Annotated in this window: 14 protein-coding genes; 13 read left to right on the top strand and 1 reads right to left on the bottom strand. The window is 71.3% G+C overall.

Annotation, left to right across the window (positions count from 1 at the left end; genetic code table 11):
• The first annotated feature begins 21 nt into the window (after positions 1-21).
• The 10 genes from ACFO0C_RS46390 (at position 22) to ACFO0C_RS46345 (ending at position 12,641) form a co-directional block, all read left to right on the top strand.
• Complete coding sequence (locus ACFO0C_RS46390) at positions 22-2,523, top strand: SpoIIE family protein phosphatase (protein ID WP_378073276.1); 2,502 nt, start codon at positions 22-24, stop codon at positions 2,521-2,523.
• Positions 2,520-2,864: an STAS domain-containing protein gene (locus ACFO0C_RS46385; RefSeq protein ID WP_378073275.1), complete on the top strand. Its 345-nt coding sequence runs from the start codon at positions 2,520-2,522 to the stop codon at positions 2,862-2,864. Before ACFO0C_RS46390 ends, ACFO0C_RS46385 begins: the two co-directional genes overlap by 4 nt.
• Before the next feature lie 20 nt (positions 2,865-2,884).
• Positions 2,885-4,828 (top strand): TIGR03960 family B12-binding radical SAM protein, encoded by a 1,944-nt coding sequence (locus ACFO0C_RS46380; protein WP_378073274.1) that lies wholly within the window; start codon positions 2,885-2,887, stop codon positions 4,826-4,828.
• A gap of 60 nt (positions 4,829-4,888) precedes the next feature.
• A complete protein-coding gene (locus tag ACFO0C_RS46375) occupies positions 4,889-5,614 on the top strand; it encodes a TIGR03936 family radical SAM-associated protein (RefSeq protein ID WP_378073294.1) in 726 nt (241 codons plus the stop codon).
• Between the two features lie 230 nt (positions 5,615-5,844).
• Complete coding sequence (locus tag ACFO0C_RS46370; RefSeq protein ID WP_378073273.1) at positions 5,845-9,174, top strand: Rne/Rng family ribonuclease; 3,330 nt, start codon at positions 5,845-5,847, stop codon at positions 9,172-9,174.
• Between the two features lie 110 nt (positions 9,175-9,284).
• A complete protein-coding gene (locus tag ACFO0C_RS46365; RefSeq protein ID WP_378073272.1) occupies positions 9,285-9,785 on the top strand; it encodes a hypothetical protein in 501 nt (166 codons plus the stop codon).
• A gap of 164 nt (positions 9,786-9,949) precedes the next feature.
• Complete coding sequence (gene rplU / locus ACFO0C_RS46360; protein ID WP_093621557.1) at positions 9,950-10,264, top strand: 50S ribosomal protein L21; 315 nt, start codon at positions 9,950-9,952, stop codon at positions 10,262-10,264.
• 7 nt (positions 10,265-10,271) lie between these two features.
• Positions 10,272-10,529, top strand: a complete 258-nt coding sequence (gene rpmA, locus ACFO0C_RS46355) for a 50S ribosomal protein L27 (RefSeq protein WP_109591577.1) — start codon at positions 10,272-10,274, stop codon at positions 10,527-10,529.
• 108 nt (positions 10,530-10,637) lie between these two features.
• On the top strand, positions 10,638-12,146 hold the full coding sequence (obgE, locus tag ACFO0C_RS46350) for a GTPase ObgE (protein WP_378073271.1): 1,509 nt from the start codon (positions 10,638-10,640) through the stop codon (positions 12,144-12,146).
• A 57-nt stretch (positions 12,147-12,203) separates the two neighbouring features.
• Positions 12,204-12,641 carry a GNAT family N-acetyltransferase gene (locus ACFO0C_RS46345; RefSeq protein WP_378073270.1) on the top strand — a complete coding sequence of 146 codons (438 nt, stop codon included), beginning with the start codon at positions 12,204-12,206 and terminating at the stop codon, positions 12,639-12,641.
• Here ACFO0C_RS46345 and trpS read toward each other — a convergent pair.
• Positions 12,630-13,595: a tryptophan--tRNA ligase gene (gene trpS / locus ACFO0C_RS46340; protein WP_378073269.1), complete on the bottom strand. Its 966-nt coding sequence runs from the start codon at positions 13,593-13,595 to the stop codon at positions 12,630-12,632. The two genes, ACFO0C_RS46345 and trpS, sit on opposite strands and share 12 nt — an antisense overlap.
• A 214-nt stretch (positions 13,596-13,809) precedes the next feature.
• Here trpS and pepN point away from each other — a divergent pair, with 214 nt between their 5' ends.
• The 3 genes from pepN to nadD all read left to right on the top strand — a co-directional run bounded on the left by pepN (position 13,810) and on the right by nadD (position 18,541).
• Positions 13,810-16,305, top strand: a complete 2,496-nt coding sequence (gene pepN, locus ACFO0C_RS46335) for an aminopeptidase N (protein ID WP_378073268.1) — start codon at positions 13,810-13,812, stop codon at positions 16,303-16,305.
• Positions 16,306-16,374: 69 nt separating this feature from the next.
• Positions 16,375-17,877: a hybrid sensor histidine kinase/response regulator gene (locus ACFO0C_RS46330; RefSeq protein WP_378073267.1), complete on the top strand. Its 1,503-nt coding sequence runs from the start codon at positions 16,375-16,377 to the stop codon at positions 17,875-17,877.
• 58 nt (positions 17,878-17,935) lie between these two features.
• A complete protein-coding gene (nadD, locus tag ACFO0C_RS46325; protein ID WP_378073266.1) occupies positions 17,936-18,541 on the top strand; it encodes a nicotinate-nucleotide adenylyltransferase in 606 nt (201 codons plus the stop codon).
• The last annotated feature ends 11 nt before the right edge of the window (positions 18,542-18,552 follow it).

Here is an 18,552-nt window from a genome sequence, read left to right as displayed (position 1 = left end):
CATGATCGGCGGAGCATTGGCGTGAGTGATTCTGGTGGGCCGGACGTGACACAGGAGTTGCGACTGCCCTGGGACGACGATCCCGAGGACCTGTACGAACATGCGCCGTGTGGTTACCTGACGACGCTTCCGGACGGCACCGTCGTCCGGGTCAACGAGACCTTCCTGACGTGGACCGGATACGCCCGGGCCGATCTGATCGGTCATAAACGGTTCCGTGACCTGCTGACTCCGGGTGACCAGATCTACCACGAGACGCACTACGCGCCGTTGCTGGTGATGCAGGGTGAGGTGCACGAGATCGCTCTGGAGGTGGTCGGCGCCGACAAGCGCCGGCTGCCCACCCTGGTCAACTCGGTGCTGGAGCGCGGCCCGACCGGGACACCCCGGCTGATCCGCACGATGCTCTTCAACGTCACCGAGCGGCGCAGCTACGAGCGCGAGCTGCTCGCCGCCCGCCGGGCCGCGGAGTCGTCCGAGCAACGTGTCCAGGTGCTGCAGCAGATAGTGGCCGACCTGGCGGCGGCCCCGACCGAGGCCGAGGTCGCGGAGGCGGTGGTCCGCGCGCCGGAGCCCGCCTTCCAGGCCACGAGCACCAGCATCTACCTGGTCGACCTGGAGCGGGACGAGCTGGTCGCGGTGGCGTCGACCGATCCGACCACCGGCAACTGGGACGACATGCCCCGCTCGTCGACCCGTGCCGTGGCCGAGGTGGCCCGCCGCGGCGACCTGCACGTGATCGCGACGCTGGCCGAGGCCGAGGCGCACTTCCCGGACCTGGCCGAGTCGATGCGCCGGTCCGAGCGGGGCACCGTGGTGCTGCTGCCGCTGACCACGGGGCCGGCTGACGACCACGGCGCCCCGTCGGTGCTGGGCGTCCTCGCGTTCAGTTTCCGTGACGAGCGGGTCCTCACCGACGGTGAGCTCCGGGTGATCCGGCTGCTCGGACAGCAGGCCGGTCAGGCACTGGACCGGGCGCGGCTCTACGACGACGCCCGGCGGCGCGAGGACCGGGCGTCCTTCCTGGCCCGGACCACCCGCGCGCTCGACGAGGAGCACCGGCTGCTCCAGCGGGCCCGCCGGCTGGTCGAGCGGGTGGTGGCGGAGATCGCCGACTGGGCCCTGGTGCGGCTCCAGGTGGGGCCGGCCGGACTGGTCGAGCACCACGGTGGTCCGGCGCCCGATCCGGCTCAGCTCGAGGCGCGGACGGCCGAGGCGGTCGAGACGGCGGCGCCCGTCTTCGCCGTCGACGGTGACGGGGTGGGCTGCACCGTGCTCCCGCTCATCGTCCGCGGCCGGGTGCTCGGCACTCTCGCCCTCCGGATGGTGCCGGACCGCCGCGGCGCCGAGGCCGAGCGGCTGTTCCTGATCGACCTGGCCGACCGTGCCGCCCTGGCCTGTGAGAACGCCCGGCTCTACGAGCAGGAGCGGGCCATCGCCAGGACCCTGCAGCGCAGCCTGCTCGCCGCGGACGTGCCCGGCACCGACCCGCGGTTCGTGGTGGAGACCCACTACCAGGCCGCGGCGCAGGACATGGAGGTCGGCGGCGACTGGTACGACGCCTTCCTGATCACCGCGAACAAGCTGGCCGTGGTGGTCGGCGACGTGGTCGGCCGGGGCATCGAGGCGGCCACCACGATGGGCCAGCTGCGCAGCGCGATCCGGGCGCTGGCGTCGGCCGAGAACGGGCCGGCCCGGCTGCTGGAGGGCCTGGACCGGTTCTGTGACCGGGTCGACTCGGCCCGGATGGCGACCCTGGTCTACGCCGAGGTCGACCTGCTCAGCAGCGAGATGGCGTTCGCCTGCGCCGGTCACCTGCCGCCGCTGCTGCACGAGCCGGCCGGCTCGCCGCAGTACCTGTTGCAGGCCCGGTCGGCACCGCTCGGCTCCCGGGCCGGCGACCTGCGCCGGGTCGAGCACCGGATGCGGCTGCCCGCCGGGAGCCGTCTGCTGCTCTACACCGACGGCCTGATCGAGCGCCGTGGCCGGGGCATCGACCGCGGATTCGAGATCCTCGCCCGGGAGTACGCCCGGCTGCGGGACGCGCCGCTCAAGGGCCTGACCGCGGGACTGGCCGACACCCTGGTCGGCCGGGACCACGGCGACGACGTGTGCCTGCTCTGCCTCACGCTCGGCACCGAGGAGCGGCTGGAACGCTCGATCGGCGCCGACCCCCTGCAGATAGCGCTGCTCCGTGCCGACATGCGTGGCTGGCTGGCCGGTCACGGCGTCGACCCGGACTGCCTGAACGCGGTGCTGCTGGCCTGTTCCGAAGCGGTCGCCAACTCGATCGAGCACGGCTACGAGGACGACCCGTTCGGCGTGGTCGACGTGGTCGCCACGATCAGCTCCGGCACCGTGGAGATCCGGGTCACCGACCGGGGCCGCTGGCGCGGTCCGGGCTCCGACGTCGCCCGCGGGCGGGGACTGCAACTGATCTACGAGTCGATGGACGAGGTGTCCTTCGACCGGGCGGGGGAGGGTACGACGGTGATCATGCGCCGGCACAGGGGTGAGCAATGACGGACCAGTGGGTCAGTTTCTCCCGCCGTGGGGTCGCCGATCTCGTCCACCTGAAGGGTGAGATCGATCTGGCCAACGCCAATGACATCGGCCGGGCCATCGTGGCGCGGACCACGTCGGCCAGTGCGGTGCTGATCGACCTGACCGCGGTCTCGTTCCTGGACAGCGCCGGGGTGCGGCTCCTCGATTTCATCGTGGGCGACCTGGACGACCGGGGGAAACCGATCCGCCTGGTCGTCGGGGAGCGTGGGGCCGCACGGATGACGCTGCAGCTCTGCGCCTTCCGGGCCGACCTGCTCGCCACCGACCTGGACCGGGCCGCGACGGAACTGGGCGGGTAGTCCGCGTACCCTGGACACCCATGAGCGTGAGTTCCGTCTTCCCGCAGCTGGAGCAGCTGCTGCCCCGGGTCAGCAAACCGATCCAGTATGTGGGCGGCGAGCTCGGTGCCGTCGTCAAGGACTGGGACGCGACCACCGTCCGGTGGGCTCTGATGTATCCGGACGCCTACGAGGTCGGCCTGCCCAACCAGGGTGTGCAGATCCTCTACGAGGTGCTCAACGAGCAGGAGGACGTGCTCGCCGAGCGCACCTACTCGGTGTGGCCGGACCTCGAGGCGCTCATGAAGGAGAACGGCGTCCCCCAGTTCACCGTCGACGCGCACCGGCCGGTGACGGCGTTCGACGTGTTCGGGTTGTCGTTCGCCACCGAGCTGGGTTACACCAACATGCTCAGCGCGCTCGACCTGGCCGGCATCCCGCTGGACAGCGCCGACCGTGACGAGTCCCACCCGATCGTCCTGGCCGGTGGGCACGCCAGCTTCAACCCGGAGCCGATCGCCGACTTCATCGACGCCGCGGTGCTGGGCGACGGCGAGGAGGCGGTCCTCGAGATCACCGGGATCATCCGGGAGTGGAAGGCCGAGGGGCGTCCCGGCGGGCGTGACGAGCTGCTCCTGCGCCTGGCCCGGACCGAGAGCATCTACGTGCCCCGGTTCTACGACGTCGACTACCTGCCCGACGGGCGCATCCAGCGGGTCGTGCCGAACCGGCCGGACGTGCCGTTCCGGGTGGCGAAGCGGACCACGATGGATCTGGACGCCTGGCCGTACCCGAAGAAGCCCCTGGTCCCGCTGGCCGAGACGGTCCACGAGCGCTATGCCGTGGAGATCTTCCGCGGCTGCACCCGGGGTTGCCGGTTCTGCCAGGCCGGCATGATCACCCGCCCGGTGCGGGAGCGGTCGATCACCACGGTCGGCCAGATGGTCAAGGAGGGCCTGGAGTTCTCCGGCTACAGCGAGGTCGGCCTGCTCTCGCTGTCCAGCGCCGACCACTCCGAGATCGGTGACATGTGCTCCGGCCTGGCCGAGCAGTATGCGGACACCAACGTCTCGCTGTCGCTGCCGTCCACCCGGGTCGACGCGTTCAACATCGACCTGGCCCAGGAGCTGTCGCGCAACGGGCGGCGGACCGGTCTCACCTTCGCCCCCGAGGGCGGCTCGGAGCGGATCCGCAAGGTCATCAACAAGATGGTGACCAAGGAGGACCTGATCCGGACGGTCGTCACGGCGTATTCGAACGGCTGGCGCCAGGTGAAGCTGTACTTCATGTGCGGCCTGCCCAGCGAGACCGACGAGGACGTCCTGGAGATCGCCGAGATGGCGCACGAGGTGATCCGGGCCGGCCGTGAGGCCGCCGGCACCAAGGACATCCGCTGCACGGTGTCGATCGGCGGGTTCGTGCCCAAGCCGCACACCCCGTTCCAGTGGGCGCCGATGGACACGCCGGAGACCATCGACGGCCGGCTCAAGATGCTCAAGAACGCGATCAACGCCGACCGTTCGCTCGGCCGGGCGATCGGTTTCCGCTACCACGACGGCGAGCCGTCGCTGATCGAGGGCCTGCTGTCCCGCGGCGACCGCCGGGTCGGCAAGGTCATCCTCCGGACCTGGGAGAAGGGCGGCCGGTTCGACGGCTGGTCCGAGCACTTCTCGTACGCCCGGTGGGTCGAGGCGGCGGCCGAGGTGCTGCCGGAGTTCGGCGTCGACCTGGACTGGTACACCACTCGCGAGCGCGAGGAGCTGGAGGTCCTGCCCTGGGACCACCTCGACTCCGGCCTCGACAAGGACTGGCTCTGGCAGGACTGGCAGGACTCCAAGAGCGAGTACGAGCAGGACGACTGCCGCTGGACCCCGTGCTTCGACTGCGGCGTCTGCCCGTCGATGGACACCGAGATCCAGATCGGCCCGACCGGCAAGAAGCTGCTGCCCCTGACTCCCGTCAACAACCTGCGGGTTCCCGCTTAGGAGAGAGACATTCCCCCGAAGAACCAGCCCGTCGGCGGCCAGGCCCCGGTCGTCCAGCGGATCCGCCTCCGGTACGCGAAGCGTGGCCCACTGCGCTTCACCTCGCACCGTGACTTCGCCCGTGCCTTCGAGCGGGCGCTGCGCCGTGCGAACGTGCCGATCGCCTTCTCGCAGGGCTTCACCCCACACCCCAAGATCTCGTACGCCAGCGCCGCCCCCACCGGGGTCGGCAGTGAGGCGGAGTACCTGGAGATCGGCCTGCAGGCCCCGGTCGACCCGGAGGAGCTGCGCGTCGCGCTGGATGCCGCGCTCTCCCCGGGCCTGGACGTGCTGGAGGCGGTGATCGCCGGCCCGGGCAGCCTGGCCGACCGGATCGATGCCTCCCGCTGGCGGCTGGAGCTGCCGGGTGTCGAGGACGCCGAGGTGGAGAAGGCCGTCGAGGCGTTCCTCGGCTCCTCGGAAGTCCTGGTGGAGCGCATGACCAAGCAGGGCCGCCGCAGTTTCGACGCGCGGGCGGCCGTCACGCGGTGCGAGGTGGCCGGTGCGCCGGACCTACCTTCCGAGGCCGTTGCGGTACCGTGTGCGATAATCGACCTTGTCGTACGGCAGGTGACTCCCGCCGTGCGGCCCGATGACGTCCTCTCCGGCCTGCGCGTGGTGGCCGGCCTGGAGCCGCCGGTGCCCCCACGGGTGACCCGGCTGGCCCAGGGCACACTCACCGCGCAGGGCGAGATCGCTGATCCGTTGGACGCGGATCGCGTGGACGTCGGCATCGGAGAACGCTAGCCGGGAGGCCGGCCGGCGTTCGACGAGAACGTTTTTCAACGTGGCGAGGCGGGCAACACCCGGAGCCGTACATCGGACCGGTGGTCTTCGGCTGATGCCAGGTTGAGATGTGTTCGCTGGCAGACTTCGGCAAGCTCGGCCTGTGTGGGTCGGGCCCGAAAAACTTTGCAGCGACCCTGCGTGGCAGCGCTTACCCGCGCCCGGGGTCGCCGAGAACTGGAGAGCGCCCCATGCTCGATAACGAGCCCCCAGTCAACCTGGGTGATCAGGGCGGCGAACCGGACGGAGCTACCACTCCTTCCGGCGATACCGCCGCAAGCACGACCCCGGCCCGCCGGACGCGCGCCCCGCGCCGTAAAGCCGCCGCGCCGCCCGTGGAGGCCCCGGAAGCCGGCGGTGCCGCCGAGCCCGCCGCCGCGATCGAGGCGANNGCCGCCACGCCGGAGACGCCGGTCGCGCCGGTGAAGAAGGCCATGCGCGCCCGCCGTAAGAAGGTGGAGCCGGCCGCCGAGACGCCGGCCGACCCCGCCGAGGCACCGGCGGCTGACACCCCGGCGCCCGTGACCCCGGCGCCCGAGGAGCCGGCCGGTCCGGCCGCCGAGATCGCCGAGGCGCCGCCCGCGCCGGTGAAGAAGGCCACCCGGGCCCGCCGTAAGAAGGTGGAGCCGGCCGCCGAGCAGCCCGCGCTGATCGAGGCCCCGGCCCCTGCCGACGTCCCGGCTCCCGTCGACGTCCCGGCCGCCGTGGCGGTCACTCCGCCGGCCCCGGTCGAGGAGGAGATCCCCGAGGAGGACGAGGCCGCCCTCATCGAGGACGCCGCCGTGGAGGCCGCCAGCGCGGCCCGCGCCGCCGGTGTCCCGGTCGTCGGCATCCTCCCGCTCGACGACGACTTCGTGGAGGAGCAGCCGGAGCCGGCCCGCTCCCGCCGTGCCGCCCTCCCGCCCGCGGTGCTGTTCATGCCGCCCGAGGCGACCCAGGCCGAGGCCGCTCCGGCGACCCGCCGGCGTCGTCCGGCCGCCACGGCTGCCGTACCCGCCGTCGTGGAGGCGCCCGGGACCGAGCCGGTGGCCGCCGAGGTGGCTGCCGAGGCCGAGACCGTCGCGGAGGAGCCCGTCGAGGGCGCCCGCCGCAGCCGGCGCCGTCGCCGTGGCGCGGCCGAGGAGCCCGCCGAGATCGCGGTCACCGAGGCCGAACCCGCCGTGGACGAGGCCGACGAGAGCGCCGACGACGTCGAGGACGGCGACGAGGGCGACGACGACGAGGAGGACGGTGGCCTGGGCCGCCGTCGCCGTCGCCGTGGCCGTCGTGGCCGCGGCCGGGGCAAGGGCCCGTCCGACGAGGCCGAGGACGGCGACGCCGATGCCGAGTCCGACGCGGAGGAGGGCGCCGAGGCGTCCGCCGACGAGGCCGAGGACGAGGAGGAGGCCGAGGACGGTGAGGGCGACGGTGTCACCCGCCGCCGGCGTCGCCGCCGCCGCAAGGGCTCCGGTGACACGGAGACCGGTGGCATCGAGGACGGCGTGCACACCGTGGTCCGGGTCCGCGAGCCGCGCCGGACCTCCGACGAGGTGCAGGGTGTCTCCGGGTCGACCCGGCTCGAGGCCAAGCGCCAGCGCCGCCGGGACGGCCGTGAGCAGCGTCGCACCCGCCCGCCGATCCTGAGTGAGTCGGAGTTCCTGGCCCGTCGCGAGGCGGTCGACCGGGTCATGGTCGTGCGGCAGAAGCAGGACCGTACCCAGATCGCGGTCCTGGAGGACGGGATCCTGGTCGAGCACTACGTGGCCCGGGCGACGTCCGGCACCATGGTCGGCAACGTGTACCTGGGCAAGGTCCAGAACGTGCTGCCCAGCATGGAGGCCGCGTTCGTCGACGTGGGCCGTGGCCGTAACGCCGTGCTCTACGCCGGTGAGGTCAACTGGGACGCCACCGGCCTGGAGGGGCGCGCCCGCTCGATCGAGCAGGCGCTGCGCTCCGGTGACTCGGTGCTGGTGCAGGTCACCAAGGACCCGATCGGCCACAAGGGCGCCCGGCTGACCAGCCACATCGCGCTCTCCGGCCGGCACCTGGTCTACGTGCCGAACGGCAACGCGTCGGGCATCAGCCGCAAGCTGCCGGACAACGAGCGCAAGCGGCTGCGCGACATCCTGAAGAAGCTGGTGCCGGACGGCGCCGGCGTGATCGTCCGGACCGCGGCCGAGGGCGCGAGCGAGGACGAACTGGCCCGGGACGTCAAGCGGCTCCAGGCGCAGTGGGAGGACATCCAGGCCCGGAGCACCGAGGGCAACGCGCCGCGCGCACTGTCCGAGGAGCCCGACCTGGTCATCCGCGTGGTCCGGGACCTCTTCAACGAGGACTTCCGCGAGCTCGTGGTGCAGGGCGAGCAGGCGTACGCCGAGGTCGAGAACTACCTCGACTCGGTCTCCCCGGACCTGGTGGAGCGGCTGCGGCGGCACACCGGCACGGCGGACGTCTTCGCCGAGTGGCGTATCGACGAGCAGATCCTCAAGGGCCTGGACCGCAAGGTCTTCCTGCCGTCCGGCGGTCACCTGGTGATCGACCGGACCGAGGCGATGACGGTCGTCGACGTCAACACCGGTAAGTACACCGGTGCCGGCGGCAACCTGGAGGAGACGGTCACCCGTAACAACCTGGAGGCGGCCGAGGAGATCGTGCGCCAGCTGCGGCTGCGCGACCTCGGTGGCATCGTGGTGATCGACTTCATCGACATGGTGCTGGAGAGCAACCGCGAGCTGGTGCTGCGGCGGCTCACCGAGTGCCTGGGCCGGGACCGGACGAAGCACCAGGTCACCGAGATCACCTCGCTCGGTCTGGTCCAGATGACCCGGAAGCGGATCGGCGCGGGCCTGCTCGAGGCGTTCAGCGAGACCTGTGACCACTGCAAGGGCCGTGGTGTGGTGATCCACCCGGAGCCGGTGCCGGAGAAGCGGCCGAACGGCGGCGGTGGCGGCAACGGTGGCGGCACGAGCACGCAGGTGAAGGCGGTCGCCGCCGCGGCGCCGACGCGTGCCGAGGCGCCCGTGCAGCAGCCGGCGACCCGCCAGCGGCGCCGTCGCGGCGGCGCGGACAGCGCGCCGGTGGAGACGGTCGTGGAGCCGGCCGCCGAGGTCGTGGAGACCTCCGAGGTCGTCGAGCCGGTGGCGGTGGTGGAGCCGGTCGCGGTGGTGGAGCCGGTCACCGTCGTGGAGCCGGGCCCGGCCGCCGAGGTGGCCGAGGTGCCTCCGGCCGCTCCGGTCGCGGGTTCGGGCATCGTCCGGCGGGCGCCGAAGCCGGCGCTGACCACGTCGAGCGATGACGACGACTACGACATCAGCGGGTACGACCTGTCGCGTTACGACAGCCCGGCCGAGCAGAACGGCACGTACCCGGCGGAGGACGAGCCGAACGGCTCGCACACGCCGGAGGACGAGCCGATGCGGCTGGTCGGCGCGGACGATCCCGACGCGGCGGAGGACGACGAGGACGACGATGTGGTGGGCGCCGGCACGGGCACCCGCCGGCGGTCGCGTCGCGGCGGCACGAGGCGGCGTACGCGTCCCTGAGCTGTAGGAACCCGGCCAGGTAGTTACTTGTAAAGAAAGTTAACTACCTGGCCGGGTTTTCCGTTACCCTCTGCGGGATCGATCCCTGTCCCCCGAGGAGACCGAGTCCCATGCGTATCCCTGCCCTCGCCGTGGTGGCGATCTCCGCCCTTCTGCTGACCGGCTGCTCCGGCGGCGACGAGCCGTCGTCCCCGGCCGCCCAGGCGCCCACTCCCGCCGTGGCGGGTGGTAGTGCGGTCGCCGCGGAGCAGACCGAGAAGCCGACCGACACCGCGCTCTCCGAGGACACCGAGGCCATCTGTGCCCAGGCCAGCCGGACCAGCAACGACTTCGGCAAGACCTTCGCCGAGGACTACCAGCTCCTGATCAAAGCGGCCGCCGAGAGCAAGGAGTCGAAAGCCCGTGCGCAGGAGAAGGTCACCCGCGATCTGGAGAGCTTCTCCTTCGCTCTGCTCGACATGTCGAAGCTGGCCGCCGACCCCGCGGTGAAGAAGGCGCTCGGTGCGATGGGGGCGCAGGTCACGGCTCTCAAGGGGGACGTTTCCAAGATCAACGACAAGAAGCTGGCCGAGTTGCACGCCGTGCTGGACAAGGCCTGCGGCCGCGGGTGACAGCCCGGTTTGGGTCTCGGCCCCGCGATGAAGTAGTCTTTCCGACGGCGCCTTTTCGGCGCTAGCTCCGTGCGCGCTCCGGGTTCTCTTGAGCGCCTGCCGGATTCTCAGCACCATCCGCCAGCAGCCATGCGGCTGCGTAAGTCTCAGGGAGTCCGCGTCCGATGTACGCGATCGTCAAGACCGGCGGCAAGCAGTACAAGGTTGCCGAGGGCGACGTGATCGAGGTCGAGAAGCTCGCGGGTCAGCCCGGCGACGCCCTGACCCTCGCCGCGGTCCTCCTCGTCGACGGTGACAACCTGGTGACCGAAGCGGCCAAGCTTGCCAACGTTACGGTGTCCGGCGAGATCGCCGAGCACACCAAGGGTCCGAAGATCCGGATCCACAAGTTCAAGAACAAGACCGGCTACCACAAGCGCCAGGGGCACCGTCAGCCGCTGACCCGCGTCAAGGTGACCGGCATCAAGACCGGGAAGTAGGCGCGCCATGGCTCACAAAAAGGGTGCATCCAGCTCGCGTAACGGCCGTGAGTCCGCTGCCCAGCGACTCGGTGTCAAGCGGTTCGGTGGCCAGCTCGTCAACGCCGGCGAGATCCTGATCCGCCAGCGGGGCACGAAGTTCCACCCCGGCGACCTGGTCGGCCGTGGCGGCGACGACACGCTGTTCGCGCTCGCCGCCGGCAACGTCCAGTTCGGCACCGCGCGCGGTCGCAAGACCGTCAGCATCGTGCCGGTCGCGCAGTAGATTTTCTCTACAGCGGGCCGTGGACCCTCGGGTCCGCGGCCCGCTGTCGTTTTCCCTGAACCCGGCGGCTGGTCGTCAGCGCCCAGCCACCAGCAGTAGGAGCTTGAAGTGACCACGTTCGTCGACCGGGTAGTGCTGCACCTGCAGGCGGGTGACGGCGGCCACGGCTGTGCCTCCGTGCACCGGGAGAAGTTCAAGCCGCTCGGCGGGCCGGACGGCGGCAACGGCGGGCACGGCGGGAGCATCACCCTGGTGGTGGACCCGCAGCAGCACACCCTGCTGGACTTCCACTTCCACCCGCACATCAAGGCCAACAACGGCGGTGGCGGAGCGGGCGCGAACCGGGACGGCGCGACCGGCCGTGACCTGATCCTCAAGGTGCCGGACGGCACCGTCGTGCAGACCGAGGACGGCGAGGTGCTGGCCGACATGGTCGGTGCCGGCACCGAGTTCACCGTCGCCCGGGGCGGCCGTGGTGGCCGGGGCAATGCGTCGCTGGCCAACGCCCGGCGCAAGGTGCCCGGTTTCGCCGAGCTGGGTGAGCCCGGTGACCAGCTGGACGTGGTGCTCGAGCTGAAGAGCGTCGCCGACGTGGGCCTGGTGGGTTTCCCGTCGGCCGGCAAGTCGTCGCTGATCGCGGTGATGTCCGCGGCCAAGCCGAAGATCGCCGACTACCCGTTCACGACGCTGGTGCCGAACCTGGGCGTGGTCCAAGCCGGCGAGCAGACCTACACCATCGCCGACGTGCCCGGCCTGATCCCGGGCGCGGCCACCGGCAAGGGCCTGGGTATGCAGTTCCTGCGGCACATCGAGCGGACCTCGGTGCTGGTGCACGTGCTGGACGCGGCGGCGCCGGAGATCGAGCGTGACCCGCTGGCCGACCTCGACGCGATCGAGGCCGAGCTGGCGGCGTACGGCGGGCTGGAGGACCGGCCCCGGATCGTGGTGCTCAACAAGGTCGACATCCCGGACGGCCGCGACCTGGCCGAGATGGTCCGCCCCGACCTGGAGGCCCGGGGCTACCAGGTGTTCGAGGTCAGTGCGATGACCCGCGAGGGCCTGCGTGAGTTCGGGTTCGCCCTGGCCAAGCTGGTCGCCGACTACCGTGCGGCCAAGCCGGTCGAGGAGGCGACCCGGATCGTGATCCGCCCGCGTGCGGTCGACGACACCGGCTTCACCATCGAGCGGGACGACGAGGGCGTCTTCGTGATCCGGGGCGCCCAGGTGGAGCGCTGGATCAAGCAGACCAACTTCGACAACGACGAGGCCGTCGGCTATCTCGGCGACCGCCTGGAGCGGATCGGCGTCGAGGCGGAGCTCGGCAAGAAGGGCGCGCAGGCCGGCGACCCGGTGCGGATCGGCACGCGGGAGTTCGACTGGCACCCCAACGCCGGCGAGTATGTCTCCGGCCCGCGCGGCACCGACTCCCGCCTGGAGGAACTCGACACCCGCCCGTCGGCGGCGCAGCGTCTCGCGGCCCGTAAGGCGCGCCGGATCCGCAACGACGACGAGATGGTGCACATGGCCGCCGACGGCACGGTCAGCACGGTGACGAACTCGAAGCTCCCTGTCCTGGTGAGTGACGAGGATGACATCGAGGGCGACACCGACGAATAGGCATCCGGCCAGATCAGCGCAACCCGCCGGAAACGGTCGTCACCTAGAGTCACCTACGTGCTGATCGAAATCCGCCCCTCGCTGGACCCGGAACTCGCCGCCCTCATCACTGCCCAGCAGCGTGAACTGGCTGACTCCGGCGTCCTGGCGGGCGGCCGGACATTCGAGCCCGGCGATGACGTCTCGTATCTGGTGGGTGCGGTGAACGGCCGTGCCGTGGCGTGCGGGGCGTGGCAGGCGCTCGGCCCGGGCGCGGCCGAGCTGCGGCGGATGTACGTCCGCCCGGCCTTCCGCGGCCGCGGCCTGGCCCGCCAGATGATCGTGGCGATCGAGGAGGAGGCGCTCGCCGCGGGCCGGTCCCTGCTCCGGCTGGAGCTGGCGGCCGGACTGTCCGCGGCGATCGCCCTCTATCAGTCGTCCGGGTACCGGCAGATCACGCCGTCGGCCCCGGGGCGGGTGTGGTTCGAGAAGCGGCTGCCCGCGTTAGTTCAATAGGCCCAGGGCGGTACGCGTACGGCGTACCGTCGCGGAGGCTCGTGGACGGACCCGCGCCGCGCCCTCCGCCAAGATCTTCCGAACGTGCCCGGGGTCTGCGGCGAGTTCGGCGTGCCGCGCCCGGATGGGCGCGAGAAGAGCCTCGACCGCGTCGGTGACCTCGCGTTTCAGTGCTCCGTAGGAGTGCGTGTCGGCCGGTTCGCGCCCGGTGCACGCTGCCAGGATGTCGATCAGGTTGGTGACGCCGGGCTGTTTCTCCGGATCGCGGCGGACCTCGGCCAGCTCGTCGGTGACCGCCCGTCCGATCGTGCGGCGCACCACGTCCGGCGGGTCGAGGAGCGCGATCCGCCCGCTTCCGGTGCTCTTGCCCATCTTGGTGGTCGGTTCGGCGAGATCCATCACCCGGGCGGCGGCCTCCGGACGGACCCCCTCGGGCACCGTGAAGGTCGGCCCGTAACGGCTGTTGAACCTGGTCGCGATCGTGCGGGCCAGTTCCAGGTGCTGGTTCTGGTCCTCGCCGACCGGCACCTGGACGACGTCGTGCAGCAGGATGTCGGCGGCCATCAGCACCGGATAGGTCAGCAGGCTCAGACGCACATGACCGCCGCCGGCCGACTTCTCCTTGAACTGGATCATGCGGGCCGCCTCGCCGAACCCGGTCACGCATTCCAGCAGATAGTGCAGCTCGGTGTGCTCGGGGACGTGCGACTGCACGACGATCGGGGTGCGTTCCGGGTCCACGCCGGCGGCCAGCATGACCGTCGCCTGTTCGAGCGTGAGGGCGCGTACCCGCTCGGGATCGTGCTCCAGGGTCATCGCGTGCAGATCCGCGATGAGCGCGATGGAATCGGTGGTGCCCTGCACGGCCAGCAGCGGGCGCAGAGCGCCCAGCAGATTGCCGAGATGCAGGTGGCCGGTGGGCTTGAAACCGGTCAGGCGGCGGGTGGTCGTCATGTCGATCTCCTTCTGGGGTACGGACGAACGCCCGCGCCGGGAGACCAGGATCACGAAAACGGCCGCCCGGTGTGGGCGGCCGCGGAATGATGAACGCGCGTATGGGTGAGCCGCCCCGTCAGGGCAGCCACCACTCGCTACGAGAGACGCGCATGACGTCGAGAGTAGCCTGCCCGTCGCGCGGGCGCGTCTCCCTACCTGCATGATTGTCGTCATGCCGACCCTGACCCGTGCCGAGGCCGTCGAACGAGCATCCCTCGTCGATGTCGAGGACTACCACATCGACCTGGACCTGACCGGTTCCGGCGACACCTTCCGATCCCGCACGGTGGTGCGCTTCCGCGCCCGGGCCGGCGCCGCGACCTTCCTCGAGTTCGAGCCGGTCGAGGTCGCCTCGATGACGCTGAACGGCGCGCCCGTCGACCCGGCGGCCGCCACCGGCGCCCGGCTGGAGCTGACCGGCCTGGCCGAGGAGAACACGCTCGTCGTCGACGCCCTGATGCGGTACTCGAACGACGGTGAGGGTCTGCACCGCTACCTCGATCCGGCGGACGGCAACACCTACCTCTACCAGCACCTGTTCATCAACAACGGCGGCCGGGTGCTGCCCAGTTTCGACCAGCCCGACCTGAAGGCGGTCTTCCGGGTCAGCGTCACCGCGCCCGAGGAGTGGCTGGTCGCCACCAACGGCGCGCTGGTCTCCCGCGACGGTGGCCGGTGGGAGTTCGCGCCCACCGAGCGCATCTCCACCTACCTGGCCAGCCTGATCGCCGGGCCGTACCACGCGGTCACCAGCGAGCACGACGGCATCCCGCTGGCGCTCTACGCCCGGGCCGCCCTCGCCGAGCACCTGGACGCGCAGGCGCCGGAGATCTTCGAGCTGACCCGGCAGTCGCTGGACAGGTTCCACGAGATGTTCCGGATCCGCTACCCGTTCGGCCACTACCAGCAGGCGTTCGCACCCGAGTTCAACTTCGGTGCCATGGAGTACCCGGGCATCGTCGTCTTCCGGGACGAGCTGATCCCGCGCTCGGCGGTCACCGAGACCGACCGGGAGCGGCGGGCCAACATCATCGCCCACGAGATGGCGCACATGTGGTTCGGTGACCTGGTCACCATGGCCTGGTGGGACGACCTGTGGCTGAACGAGTCGTTCGCCGAGTTCCTGGGCTCCCGCGTCACCGCCGAGGCCACCCGCTTCTCCGACGCGTGGACCACCTTCGCGATGCAGCGCAAGGCGTGGGGACTACGCGCCGACCAGCGCCCCTCCACCCATCCGGTCGCACCGTCCGAGGTCGACGACACCGGGCAGGCGCTTCTCAACTTCGACGGCATCTCGTACGCGAAGGGCGCCGCCGTCCTCAAGCAACTCGTCGCCTGGCTCGGTGACGACGCGTTCCTGACCGGGCTGAACGCCCACTTCGAGGCACACGCCTACGGCAACGCCACCCTGGCCGACCTGCTCGGAGCCCTGTCCCGGGCGAGCGGCCGCGACCTCTCCGGCTGGGCCGAGGTGTGGCTGCGCCGTGCCGGGGTCAACACGCTGCGCGCCGAGATCACCCGGGACGGGGCGGCCTACGCCGAGGTGGCCGTGGTGCAGACCGCCCCGGAGGAGCACCCCACACTGCGGCCGCACCGGATCGGCGTCGGCCTCTACGACCGGGTGCCGGACGGCGGGGTGGTGCTGCGGGAGCGCCTCGACGTGGAGGTGGAGGCGTCCGGGCGTACCGTGCTGACCGGCCTGGCCGGGAAACCCGTCGCGGACCTCCTGCTGCTCAACGAGGGCGATCTGACGTACGCGAAGATCCGTCTCGACGACGACTCGGCCGCCGCCGTGCCGCTGTTGCTTCCGCACCTGGCCGACCCGCTGGCCCGCGCCGTGATCTGGGCCGCCACCCTGGACGCCGTGGTCGACGGCGAACGCCCGGTCGCCGAGCTGGCCACCCTGGTCCTGGCCGCACTGCCGGTGGAGACCGAGGCCGCCGTCGTCGAGGACGTGCTGCGCGCCACCCGGGGCCTGGTCGACCGCTATGCCGGACCGGAGAGCCGCCCGGCCGTCCTCGAGCTCCTCGCCCAGGCCGCCGACCGGCTGCTCGCGGTCACCGGCCCCGGCGACCCACGGCAGCTGGTCGCGGCCCGCGGCCTGATCAACACCACTGTCGACACGGCCCGGCTGCGCGGCTGGCTGGCCGGCGAGGGCGTGCCGGACGGCCTCGCCGTCGACGCCGACCTGCGCTGGCTCATCCTCGCCCGCCTGGCGGTGCTCGGCGAGGCCGATGCCGCCGAGATCGAGGCGGAGCTCGCCCGGGACCGCAGCGCCACCGGCCAGCAGTGGGCCGCCGTGTGCCGGGCCGCCCGTCCGGACGCCGCGGCCAAGGAGGCCGCCTGGACCGCGATCGTCGGTGACGCCACGCTCTCCAACCGCCTGGCCGAGCGCACCGCCGCCGGCTTCTGGCAGCCCGAGCAGGTGGACCTGCTGGAGCCGTACGTGAAGCGGTACTTCGCCGACATGCCGGAGATGATGCGGATCCGGGGCGGGATGAGCGCCGAGCACATCGCGACGATGGCCTACCCCTCGGTGGCCGTCTCGACGGCCACCCGGCAGCTCGCCGCGGACCTGCTGGCCACCCCCGGCCTGGACCAGATCCTGCACCGGGTGGTCCAGGACTTCGACGACGACATGCGCCGGGCGCTGGCCGTGCGCGACTGACCGGATTCGCCCGTCTCCACCCCCGTGCCCGTGCGGTCCTCGTAGCCTGTGGGCTACGGGGGTGGATGCGTGGAGTGGTCCGAGGAGCTGTCCAGCGGCCTGCTGCAGGCCGCGCCGGACGCGATCCTGGTCCTGGACAGTGGCCGGATCGTCCTGGCCAACGACCGTGCCGGGCAGATGTACGGCTGGCCCGTGACCGAACTCGTCGGCCAGTCCGTCGAGGTGCTCCTCACCGACGACTCCCGCGCGCTCCTCCCGGAGCGGCAGCGCCTGATCGCCGAGGCGGAGTCCGGTTCGATCGGCCGGATCGTGACCACCGCCCGGCGCCGGGACGGCACCGAGTTCCCCTGCGAGTCCTCCACCACCCTGGTCGAGACCGCCCGGGGCCGGGTGGCCGTCGCCGTCGTCCGGGACATCACCGAGCGGGTGCTCGCCGACCAGGAGAAGGAGCGGCTGCGCGCCGAGGCGCAGGCACACCGCAACCAGCGCCTGGAGAGCCTGGGCCAGCTGGCCGGCGGCATCGCCCACGACTTCAACAACATGCTCGGCGTGATCCTCAACTACGCGAACTTCGTCATCGAGGAGGCGGAGGCGGACGAGCCGGACGTCGCGATGATCGCCTCCGACGCCAAGCAGGTGATCCGGGCCGGTAAACGCGGCACCGACCTCACCCATCAGCTGCTCGCCTTCGCCCGCCGTGAGGTGGTCCGCCCCGAGCCGGTCGACCTGAACTCCCTCGTCACGCAGTCGCAGGAGCTGTTGCGGCGTACCCTCGGCGAGCACATCAACCTGATCTTCCGGCCCGGTCCGGACCTGCCGACGGTCACGTGTGACCCCGGCCAGATCGAGCAGATGCTGGTCAACCTGGCCCTGAACGCCCGGGACGCGATGCCCTCCGGCGGCCAGCTCGTCGTCGACACCGCGCTGCTCGACGCCCGGGTCCGGCTGCGGGTCTGCGACTCCGGGCGGGGCATGCCGGCCGACGTGGCCGAGCGCGCCTTCGAGCCGTTCTACACCACCAAGGGCAGCGGCGAGGGCACCGGACTGGGCCTGGCCACGGTCTACGGCATCGTCACCCAGGCCGGTGGCGAGGTTGCGCTGACCAGCGAGGTCGGGCTCGGCACCACGATCACCGTGCTGCTGCCGGCCGGTGCCGCGGCCGGTGCTCCGGAGACCGCCGTCGAGCCGGCCGCCGTCGACGCCCGCGGCGAGACCCTGCTGGTCGCCGAGGACGAGGACGCGCTACGGGACGTGGCGGGGCGGATCCTCACCGGTGCCGGATACCGGGTGCTGCTGGCCGAGGGCGGAGCGCAGGCGCTGGAACTGGCCGCCCACCACGAGGGCGAGATCGACCTGCTGGTCAGTGACGTGGTGATGCCCGGCATGCTGGGCAAGGAACTGGCCGAGCGGCTGGTCGTCGCCCGGCCCGGCACACGGGTGCTCTACATGTCCGGTTACGCCCAGCCGGTCCTCGCCTCCCAGGGCACCCTGGATCCGGGGGTGGCCCTGCTGGAGAAGCCGTTCACCGCGGGCGACCTGCTGACCGCCGTCCGTCGCCGCCTGGACGGCTGATCTCCATCCGACCGCCCGCCCTCCACCCGTTGATCGGAACAAAAGCTACCCTTCTCGAATGTCCGGACGGCGTGTGGGAATCATGGGTGGCACGTTCGACCCCGTCCATCACGGTCACCTGGTCGCGGCGAGCGAGGTCCAGGCCCGATTCGACCTGGACGAGGTGATGTTCGTCCCCACCGGCCAGCCGTACGAGAAGGGCCGCGTCTCGCCCGCCGAGGACCGCTACCTGATGACCGTCGTCGCCACCGCCTCGAATCCACGGTTCCACGTGAGCCGCGCCGACATCGACCGGGACGGCCCCACCTATACCGTCGACACGCTGCGTGACATGCGGGCCGTCTACGGGCAGTCGGCGGAGCTCTACTTCATCACCGGAGCGGACGCCCTGGCCCGGATCATGTCGTGGAAGGACGCGCTCACGATGCTCGGCCTGGCCCACTTCATCGGCGTCACCCGGCCCGGCTTCGAGTTGTCGAACGAGCACCTGCCGGCCGACAGCGTGACCCTCGTCGAGGTCCCGGCCATGGCCATATCCTCGAGCGACTGCCGTAATCGGGTGGCGGCCGGTCTACCGGTCTGGTACCTGGTACCCGACGGTGTCGTGCAGTACATCAACAAGCGGGGCCTGTATCGGGACTCGGGTATTGCCGGACCGGTGTGAGACGCTTGATG

Source organism: Actinoplanes subglobosus, from assembly GCF_042650585.1.
GTDB classification, from domain to species: Bacteria; Actinomycetota; Actinomycetes; order Mycobacteriales; family Micromonosporaceae; genus Actinoplanes; species Actinoplanes subglobosus.
Note: the sequence above shows the minus strand (reverse complement) of the source record. Positions and strands in the feature narration are given on the sequence as shown.